Source organism: Mitsuaria sp. RG (assembly GCF_028369275.1).
Lineage (GTDB): Bacteria > Pseudomonadota > Gammaproteobacteria > Pseudomonadales > Pseudomonadaceae > Aquipseudomonas > Aquipseudomonas peradeniyensis.
Window position 1 is genome coordinate 25359 of sequence record NZ_JAQMYQ010000009.1, and the last position, 25954, is coordinate 51312.

Below are 25954 nucleotides of genomic sequence, written 5' to 3' on the forward strand. Positions count from 1 at the left end.
CATGCGCAAGATCAGCATCGACGAACGCCCGGACTGGCACGCCACCGCCGAACGCGAAGGTTTTTCCTTCCACACCATCGACGGTGAGCGCTACTGGGACGAGCGCGGCTACTACCAGTTCAGCGAGGCCCAGGTCAGCCGTGACCTGGAGGCGCCCACGCAGGAACTGCACGCCATGTGCCTGGATGCGGTCGAGCGCATCGTCGACAGCGAGGCGTTGATGACCCGCCTGGCGATCCCGCCGGCGTTCTTCGACCTGGTGCGCCGTTCGTGGAAAGAGGGGCATCCGCACCTCTACGGGCGCTTCGACTTCAGCTACGACGGCCACGGCCCGGCCAAGCTGATCGAGGCCAACTACGACACGCCGACCTCGCTGTACGAGGCGGCGGCGTTCCAGCTGATCTGGCTGGAGCAGCAGATCGAGCGCGGCGTGCTGCCGGCCCATGCCAGCCAGTTCAACACCCTGGCCGAGGACCTGGTGCGGGCCTTTGGCGCCTTCGAGCGCGAAAGCCCGTTCTACTTCTCGGCCATTGCCGGCTCGGTCGAAGACCGTGGCACCACGGATTTTCTGCGCAAGATGGCCGGGCACGTGGGTATCAGTACCCGGCACATCGATGTGGAGGACATCGGCTTGAACGGCGAGGGGCGTTTCGTCGACCTCGAAGGCCGGCCGATTCCGCGCCTGTTCAAGCTGCATGCCTGGGAGCATATCTTCCACGAGGACTTCGGCCAGGCCATCGCCGGCTGCGATACCCAGTTCGTGGAACCGGCCTGGAAGTCGCTGATCTCCAACAAGGGCATCCTGCCGCTGCTGTGGGAGTGGCACGAAGGGCACCCGAACCTGCTGCCGGCGTTCCTCGACGAAGACCCTCGGCGCCCGGTGCCCAAGGGCTGGGTGCGCAAGCCGTACTTCTCCCGCGAGGGCGCCAACGTGGATATTCGCACCGACGACGACCAGCGGGTGTTCGAGGACGGTCCCTACGACGATGCGCCGTACATCCTCCAGGGCTTCGCGCCGTTGCCGAAGTTCGGCGACAGCTACACCCTGATCGGCTCCTGGGTGATCGGCGACCTGGCCTCGGGGATCGGCATTCGTGAAGACGACTCGCTGATCACCAAGGACAGCTCGCGCTTCCTGCCCCATGTAGTGCTGGACTGACCGGCAGCGCTCTCCTTGTAGGAGCGGCCTTGTGCCGCGAAAGGGCCGCAAAGCGGCCCCGGCGATCGTTGCATCAATGCTGAAATCCTGGGGCCGCTCCGCGCCCCTTTCGCGGCACAAGGCCGCTCCTACACAGGCCATTCCTCATCCTCCGGTGGTCGGTTTCAGGACGCGCCGGGTCGCCCGCGCACAACCCCCTCGCGCAATAACTGCCATGCTCTGAGGATGCCCGTGGACCGAGCGCAGCAAGACGCCCGGCCAGGGACAACGAGGGTGCCCGGCCTGCCGCCACCGTGACCTGGCCCGCACCGCAGCTGAACACCGCCGGACCGCCGCCCGCCAACGGGCCGCCCCGGGATGCCGAGGTCTGCTGTATGCCTGATGACTTGAACCACCTGCCGTTGATCCAACGCGTCCTGGCCCGTGAGCAGGACACTCCCGGCGCCCTGTTGCCGATCCTCCACGCCATCCAGGCCGGCGCCGGCTACATTCCCGACAGCGCCGTCGCCGAGATCGCCCATGCCCTCAACCTCAGCCAGGCCGAGGTGCGCGGGGTGATCAGCTTCTATCACGATTTCCGTACCACGCCGGCGGCCCGCCATACCCTGCGTCTGTGCCGCGCCGAGTCCTGTCAGAGCCGCGGCGCCGAGGCGCTGGCCGCGCAGTTGCGTGAGCAGCTTGGGTTGGACGACCACGGTCGCACCGAGGATGGCGCGCTCGACCTGCGCCCGGTGTATTGCCTGGGCGCCTGCGCCTGCTCGCCGGCCCTGGAACTCGATGGCCGGCTCCACGCCCGCGTCACCCCCGAACGCCTGCAGGCGTTGGTGGCCGCTTGCCGCGAGGAGGTGAAGGCATGCTGAACCTGTGCATCCCCTGCGATTCGCTGGCCTGCGCCGTCGGTGCCGACCAGGTGGCCGAGGCGTTGACCCGCGAAGCCGCGCAGCGGCGCTTAACGCTGGATATCAACCGCACCAGCTCCCGTGGCCTGTACTGGCTGGAGCCGCTGGTGGAGCTGGATACCGCCCAAGGCCGCCTGGGCTTCGGGCCGGTCACCCCCGAGGATGTGCCCGGGCTGCTTGATGCCCTGGCGGGTGATCCCGGTAGCCATGCCCTGGCGTTGGGGCCGGTGGAAGCGATTCCCTACCTGAAGTCCCAGCAACGCCTGCTGTTCGCCCGCGCCGGCATCACCCGGCCGCTGTCGCTGGACGACTATCACGCCAACGGCGGCTTTGAAGGCCTGCGCCAGGCCACCCTGCTGGACGGTGACGAAGTGGTCGCCGCGGTGCTCGACTCCGGGTTGCGGGGCAGGGGCGGCGCGGCGTTCCCCGCGGGCATCAAGTGGCGTACCGTGCGCCAGGCAATGGCCGGGCAGAAGTACGTGGTGTGCAACGCCGACGAAGGCGACTCCGGCACCTTCGCCGACCGCATGCTGATGGAGGGCGATCCGTTCCTGCTGATCGAGGGCATGATCATCGCCGGCCTCGCCGTGGGGGCGAGCATGGGCTATATCTATGTGCGCTCGGAATACCCGAATGCCGTGCGTACCTTGAACGAGGCCATCCTGCTGGCCCGCGAGGCCGGCTATCTGGATGTCGCCGGCAGCGGCGTGGCCTTCCACCTCGAGGTGCGGGTGGGGGCCGGGGCGTACATCTGCGGCGAGGAAACCGCGCTGCTCGAATCCCTCGAGGGCAAGCGCGGCATCGTCCGGGCCAAGCCGCCGTTGCCGGCGCTCGAGGGCCTGTTCGGGCAGCCGACCCTGGTGCACAACGTGCTTACCCTGGCCTCGGTGCCGATCATCCTGGCCAGGGGCGCGGCGTTCTACCGCGACTTCGGCATGGGCCGCTCGACGGGTACCTTGCCGTTCCAGCTGGCCGGCAATGTCCGCCATGGCGGCTTGGTGGAGCGCGCCTTCGGCCTGACCCTGCGTGAGCTGGTGGAAGGCTACGGCGGCGGCACCGCCAGTGGCCGGCCGATCAAGGCGGCGCAGGTCGGCGGCCCGCTGGGCGCCTGGGTGCCGCCCGCGCAATTCGACACCCCGTTGGACTATGAGGCTTTCGCCGCCCTGGGCGCGATGCTCGGCCACGGTGGCGTGGTGCTGGCCGACGACACCCTGAACATGGCGGGCATGGCCCGCTTCGCCCTGCAGTTCTGCGCCGAGGAGTCCTGCGGCAAGTGCACGCCGTGCCGGATCGGCTCGACCCGTGGCGTGGAGGTGGTCGACCGCTTGATCGCGAGTACCGACCCGGCCTACCGCGCGAGCCAGGCCGGCCTGCTGCGCGACCTGTGCGACACGATGCAATACGGCTCGCTGTGCGCCATGGGCGGGATGACCCCGTACCCCGTGGTCAGCGCGCTCAAGCACTTCCCCGCCGATTTCGGCCTGGAGGCCGCGCAATGATCAACTACTTCGACCCCCGCAGCGATATCGACCTGGGCACCCCGGAGCGGGTCAACGACGTGCAGGTCAGCCTGGTCATCGATGGCCGTTCGATCAGCGTGCCCGGCGGCACCTCGGTGATGCGCGCCGCCGCCTTGCTCGGCACCAGCATTCCCAAACTGTGCGCCACCGACAGCCTCGAGGCCTTCGGCTCGTGCCGTATGTGCATGGTCGAGATCGACGGCATGCGCGGCTACCCGGCCTCGTGCACCACGCCGGTCAGCGAAGGCATGGTGGTGCGCACCCAGACACCGCGCCTGGCCGACCTGCGGCGCAACGTGATGGAGCTGTACATCTCCGACCACCCGCTGGACTGCCTGACCTGCTCGGCCAACGGCAACTGTGAGCTGCAGACCGTCGCCGGCCAGGTCGGCCTGCGCGAGGTGCGCTACGGCTATGACGGCGCCAATCACCTGAGCGAACAGAAGGACGTGTCCAACCCGTACTTCGACTACGAGCCGAGCAAGTGCATTGTCTGCAACCGCTGCGTGCGGGCCTGTGAGGAGATCCAGGGCACCTTCGCCCTGACCATCACCGGGCGTGGCTTCGACTCACGGGTGGCGGCGGCCGGCGGCGACGATTTCCTCAGCTCCGAATGCGTGTCCTGCGGCGCCTGCGTGCAGGCCTGCCCGACCGCCACCTTGAGCGAGAAGAGCCTGGTTCAGCTCGGCCAGCCCGAACGGGCGGTGATCACCACCTGCGCTTACTGCGGCGTGGGTTGCTCGTTCCGCGCCGAGATGAAGGGCGAGCAGCTGGTGCGCATGGTCCCGGACAAGAACGGCGGCGCCAACCATGGCCATGCCTGCGTCAAGGGGCGTTTCGCCTGGGGTTACGCGACCCACCCGGACCGCATCACCAAACCGATGATCCGCAAGCGCCTGGAAGACCCGTGGCAGGAGGTCAGCTGGGACGAGGCGGTGACCTATGCCGCCAGCGAGTTCCGGCGGATCCAGCTCAAGTACGGGCGCGATTCCATCGGTGGCATCACCTCCAGCCGCTGCACCAACGAAGAGGTGTACCTGGTACAGAAGCTGGTGCGCACGGCCTTCGGCAACAACAACGTCGACACTTGCGCACGAGTCTGCCATTCGCCGACCGGCTACGGCCTGAAGCAGACCCTGGGCGAGTCCGCCGGCACCCAGAGCTTCGACTCGGTGATGCAGGCCGACGTGGTGCTGGTGATCGGTGCCAATCCCACCGACGCCCATCCGGTGTTCGGTTCGCAGCTCAAGCGCCGGCTGCGCCAGGGCGCCCGGCTGATCGTCATCGACCCGCGGCGCATCGACCTGGTCGACTCGCCCCATGCCCGCGCCGAACTGCACCTGCAGCTGCGCCCGGGCACCAACGTGGCGATGCTCAACGCCCTGGCCCATGTGATCGTCACCGAGGGTCTGCTGGCCCAGCGGTTCGTCGAAGCCCGCTGCGAGCCCGAGGACTTCGCCCGCTGGCGCGATTTCGTCGCCCAGCCCGACAACGCCCCCGAAGTGCTTGGCCAGGTGTGCGGCGTGCCCGCCGAGCAGATCCGCGCCGCCGCCCGGCTCTACGCCACCGGCGGCAACGCGGCGATCTACTACGGCCTGGGTGTGACCGAGCACAGCCAGGGCAGCACTGCGGTGATGGGCATCGCCAACCTGGCCATGGCCACTGGCAACATCGGCCGCGAAGGGGTTGGGGTGAACCCGCTGCGCGGGCAGAACAACGTGCAGGGCTCATGCGACATGGGCTCGTTCCCTCACGAGCTGCCCGGCTACCGGCATATCTCCAACGAAAGTGTGCGCGCCGAGTTCGAGCAGGCCTGGGGCGTGACCTTGCAGCCTGATCCGGGGCTGCGCATTCCCAACATGTTCGAGGCCGCGCTGGACGGCAGCTTCAAGGCGCTGTACTGCCAGGGCGAGGACATCGCCCAGAGCGACCCCAACACCCAGCATGTCACGGCCGCGCTGCTGGCGATGGAGTGCGTGGTGGTGCAGGACATCTTCCTCAACGAGACCGCCAAGTTCGCCCATGTGTTCCTGCCAGGCAGCTCGTTCCTGGAGAAGGACGGCACCTTCACCAACGCCGAGCGACGTATCTCGCGGGTGCGCAAGGTGATGGAACCGCTGGCCGGCAAGGCCGACTGGGAGGCCACCGTGGCCCTGGCCGGTGCCTTGGGTTACCCCATGCAATACCGTCATCCCTCCGAGATCATGGACGAGATCGCCCGCCTGACCCCGACCTTCCGCCGGGTCAGCTATGCCGAACTCGACCGCCACGGCAGCCTGCAATGGCCGTGCAACGACGCCGCGCCCGACGGCACGCCGACCATGCACATCGACCAGTTCGTGCGCGGCAAGGGGCGCTTCATGCTCACCGGCTACGTGCCCACCGACGAGAAGGTCAACAGCCGCTACCCGCTACTGCTGACCACCGGGCGCATCCTCAGCCAGTACAACGTCGGCGCGCAGACCCGGCGCACCGACAACGTCGCCTGGCACGACGAGGACCGCCTGGAGATCCACCCCAGCGATGCCGAGAGTCGGGGTATCAGCGACGGTGACTGGGTGGGCATCGGCAGCCGTTCCGGGCAGAGCGTGCTACGCGCCAGGGTCAGCGGCCGGGTGGCGCCGGGGGTGGTGTACACCACCTTCCATTTCCCCGAGTCCGGCGCCAACGTGATCACCACCGACAACTCCGACTGGGCCACCAACTGCCCGGAATACAAGGTCACTGCGGTGGAGGTGGCGAAGGTGTTCCAGCCGTCGGAGTGGCAGAAACGCTACCAGCGCTTCAGTGACGAGCAGCGCAGGTTGCTCAAGGAGCGCCGGCAAGCGGAAGCGGCGGAGGTGCGCCGATGAGCAGTGACAATCTGGTGAAGATGGCCAACCAGATCGCCCATTACTTCGACAGCGAGCCGGATCATGCCAAGGCGGTGCAGGGGGTGAGGCAGCATCTGCAGAGCTTCTGGACGCCGGCGATGCGTCGGCAGTTGCAGGAGTGGACCGAGGCCCACGCAGGAGAGGGATTGGATCAGAAGGTCAGGGAGGCATTGGGCCAGGCGGTGATTTAGCCTGTTCCGGCCCATCGCGGGGCAAGCCCGCTCCCACGAACCCCGCTTGGCGTTTTTGTGGGAGCGGCGGTGCGCCGATGCGACTTGCCCCGCGATGGGCCGGAACAGATTCAAGATGAAATGTCCGTCATGTTTGCAGGGTTAATGCAGGTCCGGTGCTACGCTCGCAAAAATAGCCTCTACGGACGCGCACCATGGACATGAACTGGCACCAGGCCCTGCAAGAGAGCCTGAGCTGGCTGGCAATCGCCTCGTTGGTCACCCTTGTCTGCTTCACCATTACCGCCTTGCTGGCTGTGCGCTACACCCGCTGGGGGGCTCAGTTCTGGCAACTGGCCGGACCTTATTTCAGCTTGCGCCGCAGTTGGCGGCCCTTGTTGGCTTTTGCGCTGCTGCTGGTCCTGACGCTGTTCGCGGTGCGCCTGAACGTGCTGTTCTCGTTCTGGTACAACGGCTTCTACAGCGCCCTGCAGGCACTGGACCAGACCGCGTTCTGGTACCTGCTCGGGGTGTTCGCGGTGCTGGCGACCATCCATGTACTGCGCTCGCTGTTCGCCTTCTACGTCACCCAGGCGTTCAACATCCGCTGGCGGGTGTGGCTCACCGAGCGCCTGACCGCCGACTGGATGCACGGCGATGCCTACTACCGTGGGCAGTTCCTTGCCGAACCGGTGGACAACCCCGACCAGCGTATCGAACTGGATGTGAACGCCTTCGTCAGCGGCTCCGTGTCGCTGGCGCTGGGGGCGGTCAGCGCGCTGGTGTCGCTGGTGGCCTTTACCGGCATTCTCTGGGGCCTGTCGGCGCCGCTTGAAGTGGCCGGCGTCGAAGTCCCCCGGGCGATGGTGTTCGCCGTGTATGTCTATGTGCTGGTCGCCACCTGGATCGCCTTCCGCCTCGGCCAGCCGCTGATCCGCCTGAATTTTCTCAACGAGAAACTGACCGCCAACTTCCGCTACGCCTTGATGCGTCTGCGCGAGAACGCCGAGAACATCGCCTTCTACCAGGGCGCGCAGGTGGAGCGGGGCACCTTGCTCGGGCGCTTCTTCGCGCTGATCGGCAACGCCTGGGCGCTGGTGTTTCGAAACCTCAAGTTCAGCGGCTTCAACCTGGGCGTCAGCCAGGTGGCGGTGGTGTTCCCGTTCATCCTCCAGGCGCCGCGCTTCTTCAGCGGCGCGATCAAACTCGGCGATGTGATGCAGACCGCCCAGGCGTTTGGCCAGGTGCAGGATTCGCTGTCGTTCTTCCGGGAGTCCTACGACACCTTTGCCCAGTACCGAGCCACCCTCGATCGTCTGACAGGCTTTCTCGATGCCAACCAGCAGGCCAGCGCCTTGCCGCGCGTGGCCACCGTGGATCAGGCTCATGGATTGGGGATTCATGGCTTGCAGGTGCGACGCCCCGATGGCCATGCGTTGATCGCTGATCTCGATCTAAGCCTGCATAGCGGTCAGGCGCTACTGATCAAAGGACCTTCGGGCAGCGGCAAGACCACCTTGCTGCGCGCCCTGGCGGGCCTGTGGCCTTATGCCGAGGGCGAGGTCAGGCGACCGTTGGGGACGCAGGCACTGTTCCTTTCGCAGCGCCCGTACCTGCCACTGGGCGACCTGCGCACCGCCATCGCCTACCCGGCACAGGGCGTGCCCGGGGATGATGCACGCATGCAGCAGGCCCTGCGCCAGGTCAACCTCGCCCATCTGGCCGAACGGCTGGACGAGCAGCGCGACTGGTCGCGGATTCTGTCGCTGGGCGAACAGCAGCGCCTGGCGTTCTCCCGGGTGCTGTTCAACCGGCCGCAGGTGGTGTTCCTTGACGAGTCCACCTCGGCGATGGATGAAGGGCTGGAGCATGCGCTGTATTCGCTGCTGCGTGCGGAGCTGCCGGCGACGCTGCTGGTCAGTGTCGGGCACCGCAGTACCTTGGCGGGGTTCCACTCCCATCGCCTGGAGGTGGACGGGCAGGGGGGATGGTCGTTGCTGGAGCAGCAGCCGGCAGCCATGACCCTGTAGGAGCGGGCTTGCCCCGCGATGGCGTCAGGTCAGGCAATGAAGTTGTTCCTGCCGGCCTCATCGCGGGGCAAGCCCGCTCCCACGATCAGCCATGAACCACAAACCTGCCATTGTGGTAGCGGCGAACACGCCCCCCGCCATGAACGTCGCCTGATACCCCACCCAGTCCCACAGCCCTCCGGCCAGCACACTGGCCACCAGCAACGCTGCCCCCGTTACCAGATTGAACACGCCGAATGCGGTCCCGCGCAGGTCCTCGGACGCACTATCGGCGATCAAGGCGCTGAACACGCCTTGGGTAAACCCCATGTGCAGCCCCCACAGGATCACGCCCAGTGCCAGGCCGGACAGGCCCGGCAACCAGGCCAGCAGCAGATCGGCCAGCACCAGCAGGGCCAGCCCGAGCATCAACACACCCCGTCGCCCAACCTTGTCGGAGAGTGCCCCGGCAGGATAGGCCGACAGGGAATAGGCCAGCGACATCAGCACCAGCACCGCTGGCGCCCACAAGGGGGCAAGGCCAAGCGCCTGGCCGCGCAGCAGCAGAAACGCTTCGCTGAAGCGCGCCAAAGTGAACAGCGTGGCCAGGAAGAGCAGACGCCAGTAACCGTTGCCTAGCCGGGCCAGTTCGCGAAGTGCCAGAGGCATGGCCACTGTGCCGAGCGCAGCCGGTTTTTCGGGCTCGCGGACGAAGGCTACCAGCACATAGAGCGCCATGAACGCCGGAATCACCGCCACCCAGAACACCGTCTGGAAGTGGCTGGCGGTCAGCCACATCAACAGGATCGCCAGCAATGGCCCGAGAAACGCCCCGACCGTATCCAGCGCCTGGCGCAGGCCGAATGCCGCGCCGCGCAGTTCGGCGGGGGTGACATCGGCGATCAGCGCATCCCTAGGCGCGCCGCGGATGCCCTTGCCGACGCGGTCGACGAAGCGCGCCGCGGTCAGCCATTCCAGCCCGGGGGCCAGCGGGAACACCGGCTTGGTCACGGCGGCCAGGCCGTAGCCGATCACCGTCAGCAGCTTGCGCTTGCCCAAGCGGTCGCTGAGGGCGCCGGAGAACACCTTGGTGATCGCCGCCGTCGCCTCGGCGATGCCTTCGATCAGGCCCACGGCCAGCACCGAGGTGCCGAGCACGGTGACCAGGTACAGCGGGAGCAGGGCGTGGATCATCTCGGAGGAGATGTCCATCAGCAACGAGACGAAGCCTAAAGCCCAGACGCTGCGGGGGATGGGGCTGTGGTTGGGCATGGTGCTCTCGAGGGTGGCGTCGAGTTCACTGTAGCCGAGCCATACGCAAGTCCTGTAGGAGCGGCCTTGTGCCGCGAAAGGGCTGCGGAGCAGCCCCGGGATTTCAGCGTTGATGCACAGATTGCCGGGGCCGCTTTGCGGCCCTTTCGCGGCACAAGGCCGCTCCTACAGGGGCCGCGTAAAGGCTCAAGCCAAAGGTCACGACTTGAAGCGTCCCACCAGCCCGTTCAGCTCATCCGACAACTGCGCCAGCCTGCCGGAGTCGGCCTGGGCGGAGCTGGCCAGCCCCTCCACCAGCCGTGCCTCGTCGTAGATCTGCTGGATATGCCGGTTGATCTCCTCGGCCACGCTGTGCTGCTCCTCGGCGGCGGCGGAGATCTGCAGGTTCTGGTCGCGGATCTCGTTTACCGAGAGCTGGATGCCCTCGAAACTGTCCCGCGCGCTTTCGATCGACGACACGCTGGCGCGCGACAGGTCCAGGCAGCTTTCCATCTTCTGCGAGACCTCCTGGGTCTTGCCGCCGAGGGTGTTGAGCAACTGGTCGATCTCGCCGGTGGAGTCGGCGGTGCGCTTGGCCAGCGCCCGCACCTCGTCCGCCACCACGGCAAAACCACGGCCCTGGTCGCCGGCCCGGGCGGCCTCGATGGCGGCGTTGAGCGCCAGCAGGTTGGTCTGCTCGGCGATGGCGCGGATGGTGCCGAGGATCTGGTTGATGCTGCGGCTGCCTTCCTCCAGCTCGACCATGGCCTGGGACGACTCGCTCAGGCGCCGGCCCAGGCGATTGACGTTGTCGGTGGTCGCCTCGATCTGCTGCTTGCCCTCGGCCACCCGGCGGTGGCCGTGCTCGGCGGCGTCGGCGGCGCTGCTGCACGAGCGCGCCACTTCGTTGGCGGTGGCGACCATCTCGTTGAACGCGGTGGATACCAGCTCCACCGCCTCGCGCTGGCGCCCGGCGGCCTCGTTCATGTTGCCGGCCATTTCGCTGTTGCTGCGCGAGGCTTCGTGCAGGTTGGTCGAGGCCGCGCCGATGCGCTGGATCAGCTGGCGGATGGCGGCGAGGAACTTGTTGAACCAGCCGGCCAGCTCGGCGGTTTCGTCCTTGCCCTGCACCTGCAGGTCGCGGCGCAGGTCGCCTTCACCCTCGGCGATCGACTGCAGGCCGATACTGACCTGGCCGATCGGCTTGACGATCACCCGCGAGAACGCCGCCGCCACCAGGGCGAAGACCAGGGCCAGCACCACCACGATCAACGCGGTGACATAGGTCATGCGTGTGGCCGCGGCCATCACCTCGTCGTACTCGATCAGGCCGACGAAGCGCCAGCCAAGGCCTGGCGAGGTCCACACGTTGGCCATGTAGCGCACGCCGTCGATAACCACGTCGGTGGAGCCCTGGGAAGTGGCGGCCAGTTGCGCGTAGGGTACGCCGAGGTCCTTGAGCTGCTTGAAACCGTGGCTGGCGTTGCGTGGGTCGACCAGCACGGTGCCGTCCTCGATCAGCATCACATAGCCGCTGTCGCCCAGCTTGATGCTCTTGACCAGCTCGGTGAGGTTCTTCAGCGACACGCTGACCACGAACACGCCCTTGGCCTTGCCGGCCTCGTCGAGCAGCGCCCGGGCGGTGCCGACCAGGGCCACGTCATCCTTGTCGTAGTAATAGGCGGCGGTGCGCACGGTCTTGTCCGGGCTGGCCATGGCGGCCTTGTACCAGGGGCGGGTGCGCGGGTCGTACTTGGCCAGTTGCGGGTCGTCCGGCCATTTGGCGTAGCTGCCGTCCTCGAGGCCGATGGACAGGATCGCCGCCGCCGGGTGGGTGGTGCCGTAGCGGGCGAAGGCGTCGATCACCCGCTGCGCGGCCTCGGGCATCGGCTGGTTGGCGGCGTCGGCGCCGGTGTAGTCCTTGAGCGAGGCAACCGAGGTGTATACAGGATCCTTGGCCATTTGATCGACGTTCTGCAGCGTGCCATCGAAGAACTGGCGCATGTTGCCGTCGATCTGGCGGATTTCCCGGGTGCTGCCGTCGAGGAACTGGTCCACCGCCTCGCTGCGGATGTTCAGCACCGAGATCCCGCCGACCAGGGCCACCGGGATGAAGGCCACCAGTACGAAGGCCAGGATCAGTTTGTTTTTTATTTTCATGGTGACGCCCATCCGTGAGAGTGAAGGGTGTACATGGCCGCTTCGATGGAGTGGTGGCCACTTGCTACCTTTTCTGTTTCGGCGGGCGGAATATAAACCTTTAGTAGATGTTTCGTGTACAGGAAAATTAGAAATTGTCCTGACTTTCAGGGCAAGTAGCAGGGCAAATAGGAGGAGATGCGTGGGAGCGGGCTTGCCCCGCGATGAGGCCAGGACAGTTGTTTCAAGCGGATTACTAAGACTTTCCCTATTTCACGTAGGACGTTTCCCAAGCATGCTTTTACGGCCTTTCAGCTGTTGTTCTGGCCAGTCGCATTCCTTAGTCTCGGCCTGTCGTTGCTGATTCAACGACCGGGTGTGCAAGCCCGAGGATGTGGTTCAAGTCGCTCAATGGCGGCTGTACGTGGGAGGCCTTCGGGCCTGCCGGGTTCCTACATCCACGGTCTTGCACACCCACGTACAGCTGCCTCCATCGTTCCGAGTGCAAGCGGATATCGGCAGCTCCCCTGGCTATGTAGGAGTGCTGAACCATGCTGAAATTCGTGCCCGATCCACCCCGCGCCTTGCCCCGGGAGGTTCGCCCATGACCCTCGATACGACCACCCGAACCTCCCGGCCCACCACGGCCAACGCCCATTTCGGCACTTGCCACGACGCCCATCCACCGATGTTCTCGGTGCATGCCGGCATTGATGGCGAGGATGCGCTGGTGTGCGCGGTAGCGGCCTTGCAGGCGGCCTACGAAACCAACGCGATGGCCCTGGAAAAAGCCAGCGAACCACTGCGCAGTTTGCTGGTGGCGACGGAGAACTCCCTGGAGAAAGGGCTGGCCTTGACGTCGGCTGTGCTGGATGGGATAGAGCGGGGTTGATCGGGTCGCTCAGGTACTTTCGGCGCCAAGGTTGTTGACTGTATGAGGGCCGCCAGGTGTCCGCCGCAATCCTTGCAGCGCCTATCAGATCGAGCGCCGCCCGCGCGGCGCATCGCGGCACAAGGCCGCTCCTACATTTGTTGCAACGTACCGAACCTGTCAGGCCATGGTTGCCCGCCTTGGTGCATGTCTTGAGACGAGTGGGGTGGCGGCAATGCCCGCCAAAAAATCGCGTCGAGCGCACAAGGCTAACAACCATGGTCTATCAGGCATGGTCACGTTACAACAAATGTAGGGCCTTGTGCCGCGATGCGCCGCGCGGGCGGCGCTCGATCTCAAAGACGCTGCCAGTCTCCCGTCGAACACCCCGACAAGTCTCAGCAATCGAGCATCTTGTGATAGGTCACGAAATCCTGCTCGGCCACATACCCCAGCGATTCATACAGTGCCTGGGCGGCAAGGTTGCTCCGGGCGGTGTCCAGGCTCAACCGCTGCGCGCCCTCGGCCTGGAAAATCTCGGTCAGTTGCTGCATCAGGTAACGGGCATGACCACCCCTACGGGCGTGCGGAGCAACGAACAGGTCATACAGCCAGTAGAAGCGCCTCATCGCCAGCGAGCAGGTGGCCGGGTACAACTGGGCAAAAGCGATGGCCTGGCCGTCGGCGTCCAGCATCAGGTAGATACGCGAGTTGCCGGTTTCGAGGTTGGCCTTGAGGAATGTGCGGGAAGCGGGGAGGTCATCCGCTTCCTGGTAGAACATCCGGTACTGGTTGAAGAGGTCCGCGGCGGCGTCCAGGTGGTGCAGATCACAGGCAATGACGTTCATGTCGGGGCTCGCTATCAGGCTGTCCAGCGCCCTTGCTATGTGGGGCGATCCTGCAGGATTTCATGAAACACATCCGGTCGTACAGATGCGATATGCAGTAGCGTACGTGCAGCTCCCGAAGGCGTGCGCCGGCCTTGTTCCCACTCTTGCAACGTACGTACGGAGACGCCGAGCAGCTCGGCGAACTTCAGCTGGGACAAGCCGGTCTTGCTGCGGGCCTCTGCGGCTTCGGTCACCTCGACCTGGTGTACAGCGCCAAATCGTCCGGCTTTGACATCGCGAATGGACTGAAGCAGCTCCTCTGCGATATTGCGCTTGGCATCGCGCTGCATCAGTTCTTTTTCAGTCAGGGGCATGGTTCAGTTCCTTCACGATCTGGCGCAGTACATGCGCGGGTATGCTCTCGGTGGCGCTCTTGCCGTAGATAAGCAGTGCTACCAGAACACCATTGTCTAGCTGGGCGGTGTAGATGACCCTCACGGCGCCGCGCTTGCCTTGGCCTTCGATGCGCCAGCGTACCTTGCGGCAGCCACCGGAGCCGGGGATGACTGCGCCGCCATCAGGGTTGTTGGCCAAGTGGTGCATGAACGCGCCATGTTCGTCAGCGGTCCAGTAGTCGGGCCACAGCTTCGAAAACAGTGGCGCTTCGATGATCGTCAGCATACCGCATCCTTACGTCTTTGACGTAGGGATTCTGCTGTGTGGCGCCAAGCTGGAAAAGCAGGTCTTTGTCACGAGGGGTTGCCGGCCAATACTGTGGCTTGCTGGCGGCCATTCCGGCCATTAGCATCCGTTTTCCTCACTCACGGCCCTGCGCAAACCATGGCCGGCTCCAGGATCAAGGACGAATGTTGCCGTTGCTTTCCCGTTTCCTGCTGCACGCACTGGCCTGTGTGGCGTTTCCCTTCCTCTTGAGGCTGGGCTTCGATCTGTACCGGCAGTATATCGGCCCGCCGATGGCGCGAGGCGTCAGCGTTGGCTTGGCAACGATGATGGTGTTCTACGCTTTCGTGCTCTTCAACCTGCTGATGGTGGCAATTCCAAGAACGTCAATCCGCTACGCGCTGGCGTTGTTGCTGATGCTGTTGGTACTGGCATTCTTCAATACCTTGCACCCGCTGCGGGCGCTGGGCTTCGCGCTGCTATGCGGTGGTTTGTGCGGGGCGGCGATCAGCATGACGCCCACGGTGACATCGCTGTTGAACAAGTGCCGTAGGTAAGGCCCCAGCGCGGGGGATCAGCAGGCCAGCACGCGTCGCTCTTCAAGCCATTGTTCGAAGCAGGTGAAGGTCTCGACCGCTGCCTTTACCGTCCGGGCTTGGGCGGCAGGCTCCGGATCTGCGCCAGCCAGTCGAGCGAGGAAGCTGCGCCAGCGTGCGCCGGTCTGCGCGCCGTAGACGTCGAGAAACGCACCGCCGCTGTCGGCGTCGATGCCCAGGCGTTCAGCCATGGCTCGCTTGAGTAGCTGGCCGCCCAGGGTGGAGCCTTCCAGTACATACATCACACCGAGTGCACTGGCTTCATCGTCGATGCGAGGCAGGGCGTGGCACAGCGGCAGTGCTTCGACATCGATGGCCAGGGCGCTCAGGTCGCGGGACAAGGCGGGTGTCTTGTTGCGTTCGGCGGCCTGGTACCCGGCCAGCAAGGTATCCAGCGGCGCATGGAAACCGTGGTAAGCCGCAAGCAGGCGCGCATAGGCCGCCCGGTCGAAGCCTTCGCTGAAGAACGGCAGGCGCGCCTCCAGCCCTTCGTGGCAGGCGCGGGTACCCTCGCGCAAGGCAAGCAACAGCGGGCTGACGGTAGCGGACATGGCGCAGGCTCTGAACATGACGCAACCGATACTGCCAGATCCCATGGCGCCACCACCACTGCCGATTTTCCGCACCTGGCATTTGATCTGTGGAATCATTGCGCCGCCTCTGGAGTGGGGCTTTCACGGCTAAGACAGGAATGCAGCACGATGCGCGCAACAACAAGGAACTTGCTGGCCCTCGGGCTGGCGTTGCTACCCGGCCTGGTCGGCGCGGCGGAGCCAGAGCCGGTACCGGTGTACCGGGAGATCAAGGACTGGGTGGTGGGCTGCGACAACACGCGCTTCTGCACCGCGGTGCTGGCCGATCATCCGGAGAAGATGCGGGTGGGCATGCTGGTGCAGCGCGAGGCGGGCGCCTGGGGTAACCTGCACCTGACCCTGGTGGGCAGCACTGACTGGTCGGGCGAGCCCCTGCTCGACGGAGAGCTACTGGTCGCACCCTGGCGCATGACCCGCGGCGTCGAGACCACCCTGGAACTGGAGGGCGCCGATGCCTATGCCGTGTTGCGGCAATTGCGCAATGGCCAGCGCCTGGTGGACGACACCCGGCCAGGGGAGCGCGTGAGTTCGCTGCAAGGCCTGAGCGCCGCCTTGCTGCTGATGGATGCGGTGCAGGGCCGGGTCGGTCACTACAGCGCGTTGGTGCGCCCCGGCGACAGCGTCGCCGACGCCCAGTTGCCCATCCCGGCCAAGCCCCAGGTACCGGCGTTTGTGACAGCCACGCCGCTTAGCGAGCAGGAACTGGCGGGCATCAACCCGGTAGTGATGGCCAAGGCGGCCGCCGAAGACCAGTTGAAGAACGAATACGATGTCGCTCCCAAGCTTGAGCTGCATGCCCTGGACGACCAGCACGCCCTGGCGTTGCTCAGCTACAACTGCAACGATTTCCATTGCCTCTACGCGTTGTACAAAGTGTCGCGTAAGGCGCCTTATGCCCTTGGGCCGCTGGAGTTCGAGGCGCCGTCCAGCCCGGTGCTGATCAGCCGCATGCGCGACGCCATCGAGTTCTACCCCAAAAAAGGCGAGCTCTACAGCTATGCCAAGGACGACTATCCCGGCAGCTGCGGGGTCGAGGAAAGCTGGCGCTACGACGGCATGCGCATGCGCCTGGTCAGGTTGGCGCGGATGGACCGGTGTGCCGAAGTGGGCACTGACACTTGGCCGGTACTATGGCGCAGCGAAGGCTGAAAACGCGAAAGGGATGTCAGGGGCAACACCATGCAATGGATGAAACGCCACCGTGCGGCACTGCTGCTGGCGCTCATGGCACCACTGGCCGCGCAGGCCGAAAGCGACCCGGCAGCGCTAGAGGCGGTGCCGCTGTACCGGCAGGTCAAGGACTGGGCGGTCGGCTGTGATAACACCCGTGCCTGCACGGCGTTGCTGGCGATCGATGACGAGCTGATGAGCGGCCTGCAGACCATCGTCCGGCGCGAGGCAGGGCCGCAGGGTAAGCTCGAGCTGACGCTGCGTGTCGGGCCGGCGTTTGCCGACCAGGTGTTGCTCGATGGTCAGGAACTGTCTGCTCAATGGCGGCGGATCCAAGGTGAGTACGATTTCGACCTGCAGCTCGAAGGTGATGCGACACTGGCGCTGATCCGTCAGATACGCAACGGCAATCGCCTGAGTTCGTTGACCGAGGATGGCGAGCTGGTGGCGTCGTTGCAGGGGATTAGTGGCGCGTTGCTGGCCATTGATGCGGTCCAGGGTCGGGTAGGGCATGCCGATGCGCTGGTGCGGGTGGGCGACGTCCCGGCTGCCGAGGTGCCTGACGCTCCTGTCGCGGCGGCGTTGCCGCAGTTTGTCGCCGCGCCTGGCATGAGCGACGAGCAGGCGCATGAAATCGGCAGGACGGTGAAGCGCCAGGCGGGTGTCGAAGGTGATGTGCCGGGCCTCAGCTTTAGCCACTATGAGGTGTACCCGCTGGACGCTGACAGTGCCCTGGTCATTCTCAATGTCGGGTGCAGTGGCGAGTTCTGCGCCAATTACCTGTATCGGGTGTCTCGCACCGAGCCCTACCAGATCAGTGAAATGGCCTTCGAGGCGCCGACGCCGTTACTGGCACCGCAGCTCAGTGGCCATGTGACGTTCGATCCGCAAAGTGGCCAATTGCAGGCCACTGATAAAAGCCTGTTGGAGCGCGGTTGTGGCCTGGTCCAGCAATGGCGCTATGACGGTCAGCGCATGCGTCTGGAGCGGGTGGCCCGGCTGGATCGCTGTGGATACGTAAAGCCGGAATTCTGGCCGGTACTGTGGTGCCTAGGTTGACATGTCCCCTGTAGGAGCGGCCTTGTGCCGCGAAGGGGGCGCGTAGCGGCCCCGGCGATTTTTCCGTCAATGCTGAAATCCTGGGGCCGCTGCGCAGCCCTTTCGCGGCACAAGGCCGCTCCTACAGGGTCTGAGGGACGGCTCAGAACGCCAGCTTGTAGCCGATCAGCAACAGCATGGTCGCCAGGCAAGGCCGCAGCACACGGTCGGAGATACGCCCGGTCAGGTGGCTGCCCAGGTAGATCCCCGGCAGCGAACCCAGCAGCAGGTAGCCCAAGAGCGACCAGTCCATGTTGCCCATGCCGGCATGCCCCAGGCCCGCCACCAGGGTCAGCGGCACGGCGTGGGCGATCTCGGTGCCGACCAGGCGGCGGGTGACCAGGAACGGGTACAGCAGGAACAGCGCCACGGTCCCCAGCGCGCCGGCGCCGATGGAGGTGAGGGTGACCATCACGCCCAGCACCACGCCGGTGATCACGGTGAGGATGTTCAGGGTGCGGTCGCTGAGGTGGTAGTGATCGCCGGCATGCTTGCTGGCGAAGGCCTGCAGGCGCGACTTGAACAGGATCGCCAGGGCGGTGAGGATCAGCACCACCGCCAGGCCTTGCTTGATGATGGCGTTGAGCGCGGAGGTGTCGGCGTGCAGGGTGCTGAGGAACCACAGGGTCAGCGCGGCGGCCGGGACGCTGCCCAGGCTCAGCCAGCCGGTGATCTTCCAGTCGATGTTCTTGTTGCGGCCATGCACCCAGACGCCACTGGCCTTGGTGATGGCGGCGTAGAGCAGGTCGGTGCCCACGGCGGTGGCCGGGTTGATGCCGAACCACAGCAGGATCGGGGTCATCAGCGAACCGCCGCCGACGCCGGTCATGCCGACGATGAAGCCCACAACCAGTCCCGCAATGGTGAAACCGAAAGAACCTACATCCATACGCTACTCGACGCCCAGCTTGCCCGTGATCGGATGGATGCCAGCATATAGATTTTTTTATAGCCAAATAGACTTGTTCGTTATTAGGTTATAACTGGCCCGGCTCATTCACTGGCTTTGTGTAGGAGCGGCCTTGTGCCGCGAAAGGGCTGCGCAGCGGTCCTGGCGATTGTTGCTTGAACGCTGAAATCCTGGGGCCGCTCCGCGCCCCGTTCGCGGCACAAGGCCGCTCCTACAGGGGGATGAGTTACCTCCAGGCGCTTCAGCGATCAGTCATCACCACCATCACCTGCGCATCGCCGCCATCCTCGCTCTCCGACAGGTAGATATGCCCCACCTGGCTGTCGAAATACGCAGTCTCCTGAGGCCCGATGCTGACCGCCTCGCCGGTCTCGAATTCGATGCGCACGCGTCCGCTGATGACCATGGCGAATTCCTGGCCGGGATGGCGGATAAAATCGTCGAACTGGCCGCGTTCACGGGCGATGATGCGGGCATAGGCCGGGGTCATGCGTCGCTCGGGGAAGGCGCCGGCGATCGGGTAGTAGTCGTAGGTGCCGGTGGAATAACCCGCCACCGCCGCCAGCGAATCGACTACCACGGTGGCCGGCTGCGGCGCGCCCACCGGGCCGCTGGCGCGAAACAGCTGGGCGATGTCCAGGTTCAGGGCGCGGGCGGCGGCGGCCAGTTTTTCGTAGCTTACCGAGACCTGCGCCAGCTCCATTTTCGACAGCGTGGACAGCGGTACGCCGCTGAGCGCCGACAGCTGCTTGAGTGTCATCTGCCGGGCCTTGCGCACCTGGCGCAGGCGCGCGCCGACTTCACTGCGGTCGAGCGGGGTGCGGGTGGTGGGGGCGTCGGGCATCGGGGCTCTCGGGCTATGCTGTGGTCGGGCATCTTACCTTGGTGCCTTGCGTATTTCTAAATTCTCATATATTAGAATTCTCACAAATGATAATTAGCGCCGCAGGAGCGTGCATGGGACAGGTCCACGATATTCTGATCATTGGCGCCGGCATCGCTGGCTCCTCCCTGGGTTACCGACTGGCCGGCCAGCGCCAGGTGCTGCTGCTCGAACGCGAGGCGCAGCCGGGCTATCACGCCACCGGGCGCTCGGCGGCGATGTTCATGGAGGCCTACGGCACCCCGCAGATCCAGGCCCTGACCCGCGCCAGCCGGGCGTTCTACGAGCAGCCGCCGGCGGGCTTCTGCGAGCATCCATTGCTCGAACCCCGCGGCTGCCTGTATGTCGCCAGCTATGAGCAGCACGATCTGCTTGAAAGCACCTACGCCCAGAACCTGGCCAACGGCACCGCCGTCAGCCTGCTCGACAGCACGGCGGCGCTCGAGCTGGTGCCGAGCCTGCGCGGCGAACTGCTGGCCGGCGCCGTGCACGAGACCGGGGCGATGGACCTCGACGTGCACGCCCTGCATCAGGGCTTCCTGCGCGGCCTGCGCCAAGCCGGTGGCGAGGTGCGCTGCAATGCCGAGCTGGTGCAGGCGTACTATCTGGATGACCTGTGGCATGTCGAGCTGGCCGACGGCAGCCGCCTGCGCGCACGGCAACTGGTCAATGCCGCCGGCGCCTGGGCCGATCAGGTGGCCGGGCAGTGCGGGATCGGCAAGGTCGGCCTGCAGCCGTGCCGGCGCAGCGCGTTCACCTTTCCTGGCCCGGCGCAGCACGACTTCGCCCGTTGGCCGGCAGTGATCGGCGTCGACGAGAGCTTCTACTTCAAGCCCGACGCCGGCCAACTGCTGGGCTCGCCCGCCAATGCCGACCCGGTCGAGCCGCAGGACGCCGCGCCCGAAGAGCTGGACCTGGCGCTGGGGATCTACAACATCGAGGCGATGACCACCCTCGAGATCCGCCGGCCCAGCCACAGCTGGGCGGGGCTGCGATCGTTCGTCGCCGATGGCGACCTGGTGATCGGCTTCGACCCGGTTTCCCCCGCGTTCTTCTGGCTGGCCGCCCAGGGCGGCTACGGTATCCAGTCCGCCGCCGGGGCTTCGCGCCTGGCGGCCGACCTGTTGCTGGGCCTGCCGCTGTGCGCCAGCCTTGTCAGCCAGGGGGTCGAGCCAGCACGGTTGTCCCCGGCACGTTTCATCCAACCCTGAATGGAGCATCCCATGAGCAATGAAATCCAGCGTTTTCCCAGCAGCCTGCCGTTTCCCTTCTCCCGTGCGGTGAAGGCCGGGGGCTTTCTGTTCCTGTCCGGGCAGGTGCCGATGAGCCCGGGCGGCGAGGTGGTGCGTGGCGATATCCAGGCGCAGACCCGGGCGGCCTGCGAGCGTATCGCCGAGAGCCTGGCGGCGTGCGGCGCGCGCTTCGACCAGGTGGTCAAGTGCACCGTGTGGTTGTCGGACATGAGCCATTTCGCCGGCTTCAACGAGGTCTACAAGGAGTTCTTCGGTGCGGCGCTGCCGGTGCGTTCGACGGTGGCCTCGGCACTGGCGCTGGGGGTGGATGTGGAGATCGAGGTGCAGGCCTACATCGGTCAGGACAACTGACACTGTGGGAGCGGGCTTGTCCCGCGATACAGCCATCGCGGGGCAAGCCCGCTCCCACAACAACCCCTGCAACGACCCGACACAACAATAAAAACCAGAGGTGCACATGCAAGAGCAGCTGAAGATCGCCGGCGCATTCGTCGGCGTGATCGTGGGGGCGGGCTTTGCGTCCGGGCGGGAACTGCTGTTGTTCTTCGTCGATTTCGGCGTCTGGGGACTGGTCGGCGCGCTGGTCAGCGCCGCGCTGTTCACGTTTCTCGGCATGGCCCTGGCGGGGCTGGGCAACCGCCTGAAGGCCACCTCGCACAAGGAGGTGATCCAGGCCATCTGCGGTCGGCACCTGGGCGTGCTGGTCGACTGGCTCATCACCTTCTTCATGTTCGGCGTGACCGTGGTCATGCTCGCCGGTGGCGGTGCACTGCTTGAACAACAGTTCGGCATTCCGGCGCTGGCCGGCAGCGTGCTGGTTACCGTGCTGGTGGTGGCCATCGTCTGCCTGGATGTGCAGAAGGTGATGGTGGCCATCGGCGCGATCACCCCGTTGCTGATCCTGGTGGCCTCGGCCATCGCACTGTATGCGGTGTGTACCCGCAGCTTAAGTTTCGCGGCGCTCGACCAGGTGGCCAGCCAGCAGGAGGCGGGCACCCATCACTGGTTGCTTGGGGCGTTCCTGTATGTCTCCTACAACATCGTTGCCGGCGCGCCGATCCTGGCGATCCTCGGCGGCTCGGCACGCAATGGACGGGTTGCCGTGGTCGGCGGCCTGCTGGGCGGCGCGGCGCTGGGTGGGCTGATGCTGGTGATGAGCGCGGGGCTGCTGTCGCGCCTGGACAGCGTGGCCGCGCTGCCGATGCCGATGCTGTCGATTGCCAGCGAGGTGTCGCCGCTGCTCGGGCTGGTGATGTGCCTGATCATCTTCGGGATGATCGTCAACACGGCGGTGGGGACGCTGTTCTCGTTCCTGTCGCGATTGCTGCCGGCGGGCACGGTGAAGTTTCGCTGGGGGGCGGTGGTGGCCGGTGGGGTGGGGTTCGTCTGCAGCCTGGTGGGGTTCATCAGCCTGGTAGGACAGGTGTATCCGCTGTTCGGCTACCTGGGGTTCGTGCTGATGGCGGCGGTGCTGGTGGGGTGGTTGCGGCGGGGCAGGGGGGCGAAGGTGGCGGTGGCCTGAGGCAAGCCCGCTCCCGCAGTGCATGCGGGAGCGGGCGGCAGGTCAGATGCGGAAGCTGCCGACCAGTTGCTTCAGGCGCCCGGCCTGCTGGCTCAGGGCGTCGCAGTGGCGCAGGGTTTCGTTGAGGTTCTCCACCCCTTGCTGGTTCAGCGCGTTGATCTGGGTGATATCCAGGTTCAGGCTCTCGACCACGGCGGTCTGCTCTTCGGTGGCAGTGGCCACCGACTGGTTCATGCCGTCGATCTCGCCGATGCGCTGGGTGACGCTGGCCAGGCGCTCGCCGGCCTCGTTGGCCACCTGCACGGTCTCTTCGCTGGAGACCTGGCTGGTGTTCATGGTGTGCACCGCCTCGCGCGAGCCAACTTGCAGGCTGGTGATCATGCGGTGGATCTCTTCGGCCGACTCCTGGGTGCGGTGGGCCAGGTTGCGCACTTCGTCGGCGACCACGGCGAAGCCACGGCCGGCTTCACCGGCACGGGCGGCCTCGATGGCGGCGTTGAGCGCCAGCAGGTTGGTCTGCTGGGAGATGCCCTTGATCACGTCGAGGATCTTGCCGATCTCGTCGGTGCTGGCGTTGAGGGTCTCGATCTGCTCGCAGGACTCGCTGATGCGCTCGGACAGGGCGGTCATGGCGCTGATGGCCTCTTCGACCACCTGGCGGCCACCGTTGGCCTGCTCGCTGGCGCCGCTGGCATGCTGCGAGGCATCGGCGGCGTTGCGGGCGATCTCCTGGGTGGCGGCGCCCAGCTCGTTGATGGCGGCGGCGACGCTGTTGGTGCGCATGCTCTGCTCTTCGGAGCCGGAGAGCGAGGCGTTGGAGGCGCCCACGACTTTTTCCGACAGGTCATGCACCAGGCGGGTGGCCGACGACACTTCGCTGATCGAGGCATGGATACGCTCGACGAAGCGGTTGAACGAGGTGGCCAGCTCGCCGAATTCGTCCTTCTGCTGCACGGCCAGGCGGCGGGTCAGGTCGCCTTCGCCTTCGGCGATGTCCTGCATGGCGCGGCCCATGGTGGTCAGCGGGCTCATCAGCACCGGGATCAGCAGGCCCAGCAGGCCGGCGATGACGGCCACGGCGATGAGCATGGCGATGATGGCCGAAGTGCGGAACTGGCTCAGCGGGGCGTAGGCTTTTTCTTTGTCGATCGACAGGCCGATGTACCACTGCGCCGACGGCAGGCCGTCAACCGGGGCGAAGGAGATGATGCGCTCCTTGCCATCGAGGCTCACTTCCTGGATGCCGGTTTCCACGCGCAGCGGCGAGCCCGGGTAGATGTCCTTGAGGTTCTTCATCACCCGGTCCTTGTCCGGGCTGACGATCACCTGGCCATTGCGGTCGACCAGGAAGGCGTGGCCGATACCGCCGAAGTCGACGGCGTTGATGATGTCGACCAGGGTGTTCAGGCTCAGGTCACCGCCGACCACACCGATCAGCTCGCCGCTACCCTTGGCCTTGACCGGCATGGCGATGGTCACCACCAGGCCACCTACCGCCGCCATGTAGGGCGGGGTCAGCATGGTCTGGTTGGCGGCCACGGCCTGGGTGTACCAGGGGCGCTGACGCGGGTCGTAGCCATCGGGCATCTTGGCGTCGGGGCGCTGGGTGAACAGGCCGGTGTTCTGGCCGAAGTAGGTGAACTGGAAGTTGCTGGTGTACGACGGTTGGTCGACCAGGCCCGGCACGTTGCTGCCGGCACCCTGCTGGGCGATGTCCTGGGCCAGGTTCTCCAGCACCAGGATGCGTCCGCTCATCCAGTTCTGCACGCTGCTGGCGGTCTGCGCGCCGGCCTGGCGCACCGAGGACTCGATGTTCTGGCGGATGGTGTTGCGTTGCAGGTAGTCGTTGTAGAGGGTGAACAGCGCAAAGGCCAGTACGACGACGGCGCAGGCACTGAGCAGGATCTTGTGGCGGAATTTCAGGTTCATGTTTCGAGACCTTGAGCCAGTGAAAGGAGGGCGCCGCGTGCTTGTGGCACGAATGGCGGAGCCTGTTGCAACGCTATCGGCCGAATCTGAAAAATGTTGAAAGACTAAATGTCGCAGTGCTTGGCGCAATTGCCCTAACAGAGTGACAAATCATTTCGAAGCCAACAGGCTCACCAGCGCCCTGGCCGCCTGGCCGAGGGGTTGCTGCTTCAGCCAGAAGGCATTGACCGGCAGTTGCAGTTCGTTGCGGGTGTTGTGGAATTCCAGGCGTACCAGGCGCCCGGCGTCGATCAGCGGCGCGACCCGCGACAGTGGCAGGTCGCCCCATCCCAGGCCCGCCTCGACCATCTGCACGGCAAGATCCAGGCTGTCGGTGCGCCAGTGCGAGGTGCCGATCAGCGAGCGCGGGTCGGACAGCGGCAGGTCGCGGCTGCGCACCAGGATCTGGCGCAGGTTGACCAGGTCTTCAAGGTGGCGGATACGCCCTTCGCGCAGGGCAGGATGCTGCGGCGACAGCGTGGCCACCAGCGACTCCATGGCGATGTGCTGGAAGCTGCGCCGTGGGTCCACCTGCAACCCGGCGAAGGCCAGGCACAGGCCGGCGCGACCGCTGTCGAGCAATTGCAGGGCCTCCTCCTGGGGCGCGGCGAGCAGTTCGATGTCCAGCAGCGGATGGCGCTCGCCAAGGCGGGTAATGGCGTTGAGCAACGGGCGCTGGTCGATATCCGGGACCACGGCGATGGCCAGGCTGCTCTCCAGCCCGCGCGACAGTTCCAGTGCGTGCACTTCCAGCAGCCCGAGCTGTTCGGCGATCAGCCGGGCATGGGGTTCCAGGGCCTGGGCCTGGGCGGTCGGGCGCGCCTCGCGCGAGCCGCGCTCGAACAACGGGTAGCCGAGCTCCGCCTCGAGGTTGCCGATGGCCATGCTCACCGCCGAGGGTACCCGCCCGAGGGCCCGCGCGGCGGCGGAAAACGAGCCGCGGTCGAGCACGGCGAGAAACAGCAGGATGGTGTCGCTGGAAAAGTTCATGGCAGTCTCCTTTCAGTAAATCTGAAGGCTGCCGACTTTTTCTGTCAAGTTTATTGATTCATTCTGCGCGTCTTCGTCATCCCCGCAGCAAGGTAACTTTGTGCAAGGAATCAAACGCAAACTGGTCTACGTGACCTTCTATGAACTGATCGGCCTGTGCATGTCGACCCTGGGCCTGGCCTACCTGTCCGACACCCAGGCCTCGCACACCGGCCCCCTGGCGGTGATGATCACCACCATCGCCATGGTCTGGAACCTCATCTACAACACCTTGTTCGAGCGTTGGGAGAGCCGCCAGGCCAAGCGCGGCCGCAGCCTGGGCCGTCGGGTGGCGCATGCAATCGGCTTCCAGCTGACCCTGGTGGTGTACCTGATCCCGCTGATCGCCTGGTGGCTGGACATGACCCTGCTGGAGGCGTTGCTGGTGGACCTGGCGTTCATCATCCTGGTGCCGTGCTACACGTTCGTCTACAACTGGGCGTTCGACCGGATCTTCGGCTTGCCGACCTCGGCAATGGCGCCGGCCTGAGCCTTCTGTAGGAGCGGCCTTGTGCCGCGAAAGGGCTGCA

General features: G+C 65.6%; 24 protein-coding genes. 14 read left to right on the forward strand and 10 right to left on the reverse strand.

Annotated elements, in window-relative coordinates:
* Nucleotide 1 precedes the first annotated feature (1 nt).
* The 6 genes from POF53_RS07495 (at nucleotide 2) to POF53_RS07520 (ending at nucleotide 8651) form a co-directional block, all read left to right on the forward strand.
* Nucleotides 2-1159, forward strand: a complete 1158-nt coding sequence (locus POF53_RS07495; RefSeq protein WP_203647416.1) for a glutathionylspermidine synthase family protein — start codon at nucleotides 2-4, stop codon at nucleotides 1157-1159.
* Nucleotides 1160-1533: 374 nt separating this feature from the next.
* Nucleotides 1534-2019, forward strand: coding sequence for a formate dehydrogenase subunit gamma (locus POF53_RS07500; RefSeq protein ID WP_203647415.1), 486 nt, complete (start codon nucleotides 1534-1536; stop codon nucleotides 2017-2019).
* A complete protein-coding gene (locus tag POF53_RS07505) occupies nucleotides 2013-3557 on the forward strand; it encodes a formate dehydrogenase beta subunit (RefSeq protein WP_254463477.1) in 1545 nt (514 codons plus the stop codon). Before POF53_RS07500 ends, POF53_RS07505 begins: the two co-directional genes overlap by 7 nt.
* A complete protein-coding gene (fdhF, locus tag POF53_RS07510; protein ID WP_498967072.1) occupies nucleotides 3554-6430 on the forward strand; it encodes a formate dehydrogenase subunit alpha in 2877 nt (958 codons plus the stop codon). The genes POF53_RS07505 and fdhF overlap by 4 nt, the downstream gene beginning before the upstream one ends.
* Nucleotides 6427-6642, forward strand: a complete 216-nt coding sequence (locus tag POF53_RS07515) for a formate dehydrogenase subunit delta (protein WP_234561542.1) — start codon at nucleotides 6427-6429, stop codon at nucleotides 6640-6642. The genes fdhF and POF53_RS07515 overlap by 4 nt, the downstream gene beginning before the upstream one ends.
* A 194-nt stretch (nucleotides 6643-6836) precedes the next feature.
* Nucleotides 6837-8651: an ABC transporter ATP-binding protein/permease gene (locus POF53_RS07520; protein WP_254463481.1), complete on the forward strand. Its 1815-nt coding sequence runs from the start codon at nucleotides 6837-6839 to the stop codon at nucleotides 8649-8651.
* Between the two features lie 57 nt (nucleotides 8652-8708).
* On the opposite strand, the gene POF53_RS07525 is transcribed toward POF53_RS07520, so the two are convergent.
* A complete protein-coding gene (locus tag POF53_RS07525) occupies nucleotides 8709-9902 on the reverse strand; it encodes an MFS transporter (protein WP_254463483.1) in 1194 nt (397 codons plus the stop codon).
* A gap of 198 nt (nucleotides 9903-10100) precedes the next feature.
* Nucleotides 10101-12041: a methyl-accepting chemotaxis protein gene (locus POF53_RS07530; protein ID WP_498967075.1), complete on the reverse strand. Its 1941-nt coding sequence runs from the start codon at nucleotides 12039-12041 to the stop codon at nucleotides 10101-10103.
* Nucleotides 12042-12624: 583 nt separating this feature from the next.
* Between POF53_RS07530 and POF53_RS07535 the strand changes: the two genes are divergently transcribed.
* Nucleotides 12625-12912, forward strand: coding sequence for a hypothetical protein (locus POF53_RS07535; protein WP_203647408.1), 288 nt, complete (start codon nucleotides 12625-12627; stop codon nucleotides 12910-12912).
* A 377-nt stretch (nucleotides 12913-13289) separates the two neighbouring features.
* On the opposite strand, the gene POF53_RS07540 is transcribed toward POF53_RS07535, so the two are convergent.
* From POF53_RS07540 to POF53_RS07550, 3 genes are read right to left on the reverse strand one after another with little or no spacing between them, the layout of a single operon-like run.
* On the reverse strand, nucleotides 13290-13739 hold the full coding sequence (locus POF53_RS07540) for a GNAT family N-acetyltransferase (RefSeq protein WP_498967078.1): 450 nt from the start codon (nucleotides 13737-13739) through the stop codon (nucleotides 13290-13292).
* A 35-nt stretch (nucleotides 13740-13774) separates the two neighbouring features.
* A complete protein-coding gene (locus POF53_RS07545) occupies nucleotides 13775-14095 on the reverse strand; it encodes a helix-turn-helix domain-containing protein (RefSeq protein ID WP_232855850.1) in 321 nt (106 codons plus the stop codon).
* Nucleotides 14082-14402 (reverse strand): transcriptional regulator, encoded by a 321-nt coding sequence (locus tag POF53_RS07550; protein WP_203647405.1) that lies wholly within the window; start codon nucleotides 14400-14402, stop codon nucleotides 14082-14084. The genes POF53_RS07545 and POF53_RS07550 overlap by 14 nt, the downstream gene beginning before the upstream one ends.
* Nucleotides 14403-14587: 185 nt before the next feature.
* Here POF53_RS07550 and POF53_RS07555 point away from each other — a divergent pair, with 185 nt between their 5' ends.
* Nucleotides 14588-14959: a hypothetical protein gene (locus POF53_RS07555; RefSeq protein WP_203647404.1), complete on the forward strand. Its 372-nt coding sequence runs from the start codon at nucleotides 14588-14590 to the stop codon at nucleotides 14957-14959.
* A gap of 17 nt (nucleotides 14960-14976) precedes the next feature.
* Here the strand turns inward: POF53_RS07555 and POF53_RS07560 are convergent, their stop codons facing one another.
* Nucleotides 14977-15549, reverse strand: a complete 573-nt coding sequence (locus POF53_RS07560) for a biliverdin-producing heme oxygenase (RefSeq protein WP_203647403.1) — start codon at nucleotides 15547-15549, stop codon at nucleotides 14977-14979.
* A gap of 150 nt (nucleotides 15550-15699) precedes the next feature.
* On the opposite strand from POF53_RS07560, the gene POF53_RS07565 reads away from it, so the two are divergent.
* Nucleotides 15700-16740 carry a DUF1176 domain-containing protein gene (locus POF53_RS07565; RefSeq protein ID WP_498967081.1) on the forward strand — a complete coding sequence of 347 codons (1041 nt, stop codon included), beginning with the start codon at nucleotides 15700-15702 and terminating at the stop codon, nucleotides 16738-16740.
* A 30-nt stretch (nucleotides 16741-16770) separates the two neighbouring features.
* A complete protein-coding gene (locus POF53_RS07570; protein ID WP_498967083.1) occupies nucleotides 16771-17820 on the forward strand; it encodes a DUF1176 domain-containing protein in 1050 nt (349 codons plus the stop codon).
* 142 nt (nucleotides 17821-17962) lie between these two features.
* Here the strand turns inward: POF53_RS07570 and POF53_RS07575 are convergent, their stop codons facing one another.
* Nucleotides 17963-18748 (reverse strand): sulfite exporter TauE/SafE family protein, encoded by a 786-nt coding sequence (locus POF53_RS07575; RefSeq protein WP_050705024.1) that lies wholly within the window; start codon nucleotides 18746-18748, stop codon nucleotides 17963-17965.
* 262 nt (nucleotides 18749-19010) lie between these two features.
* Nucleotides 19011-19613, reverse strand: a complete 603-nt coding sequence (locus POF53_RS07580; protein ID WP_203647400.1) for a helix-turn-helix domain-containing protein — start codon at nucleotides 19611-19613, stop codon at nucleotides 19011-19013.
* A gap of 113 nt (nucleotides 19614-19726) precedes the next feature.
* On the opposite strand from POF53_RS07580, the gene POF53_RS07585 reads away from it, so the two are divergent.
* The 3 genes from POF53_RS07585 (at nucleotide 19727) to POF53_RS07595 (ending at nucleotide 22427) form a co-directional block, all read left to right on the forward strand.
* Nucleotides 19727-20863, forward strand: coding sequence for an NAD(P)/FAD-dependent oxidoreductase (locus tag POF53_RS07585; protein WP_498967086.1), 1137 nt, complete (start codon nucleotides 19727-19729; stop codon nucleotides 20861-20863).
* Nucleotides 20864-20875: 12 nt separating this feature from the next.
* Nucleotides 20876-21256 (forward strand): RidA family protein, encoded by a 381-nt coding sequence (locus POF53_RS07590; protein WP_110738477.1) that lies wholly within the window; start codon nucleotides 20876-20878, stop codon nucleotides 21254-21256.
* Nucleotides 21257-21362: 106 nt separating this feature from the next.
* A complete protein-coding gene (locus POF53_RS07595) occupies nucleotides 21363-22427 on the forward strand; it encodes a YkvI family membrane protein (protein ID WP_267813842.1) in 1065 nt (354 codons plus the stop codon).
* A 42-nt stretch (nucleotides 22428-22469) separates the two neighbouring features.
* Here the strand turns inward: POF53_RS07595 and mcpA are convergent, their stop codons facing one another.
* Together mcpA and POF53_RS07605 are read right to left on the reverse strand one after the other, a co-directional pair.
* Nucleotides 22470-24356 carry a methyl-accepting chemotaxis protein McpA gene (gene mcpA, locus POF53_RS07600; RefSeq protein WP_203647397.1) on the reverse strand — a complete coding sequence of 629 codons (1887 nt, stop codon included), beginning with the start codon at nucleotides 24354-24356 and terminating at the stop codon, nucleotides 22470-22472.
* Between the two features lie 150 nt (nucleotides 24357-24506).
* Nucleotides 24507-25385, reverse strand: coding sequence for a LysR family transcriptional regulator (locus POF53_RS07605; protein ID WP_203647396.1), 879 nt, complete (start codon nucleotides 25383-25385; stop codon nucleotides 24507-24509).
* A 100-nt stretch (nucleotides 25386-25485) separates the two neighbouring features.
* Here POF53_RS07605 and POF53_RS07610 point away from each other — a divergent pair, with 100 nt between their 5' ends.
* Entirely contained in the window at nucleotides 25486-25914 is a 429-nt protein-coding gene (locus tag POF53_RS07610; RefSeq protein ID WP_232855858.1) for a PACE efflux transporter, read from the forward strand.
* Nucleotides 25915-25954 lie beyond the last annotated feature (40 nt).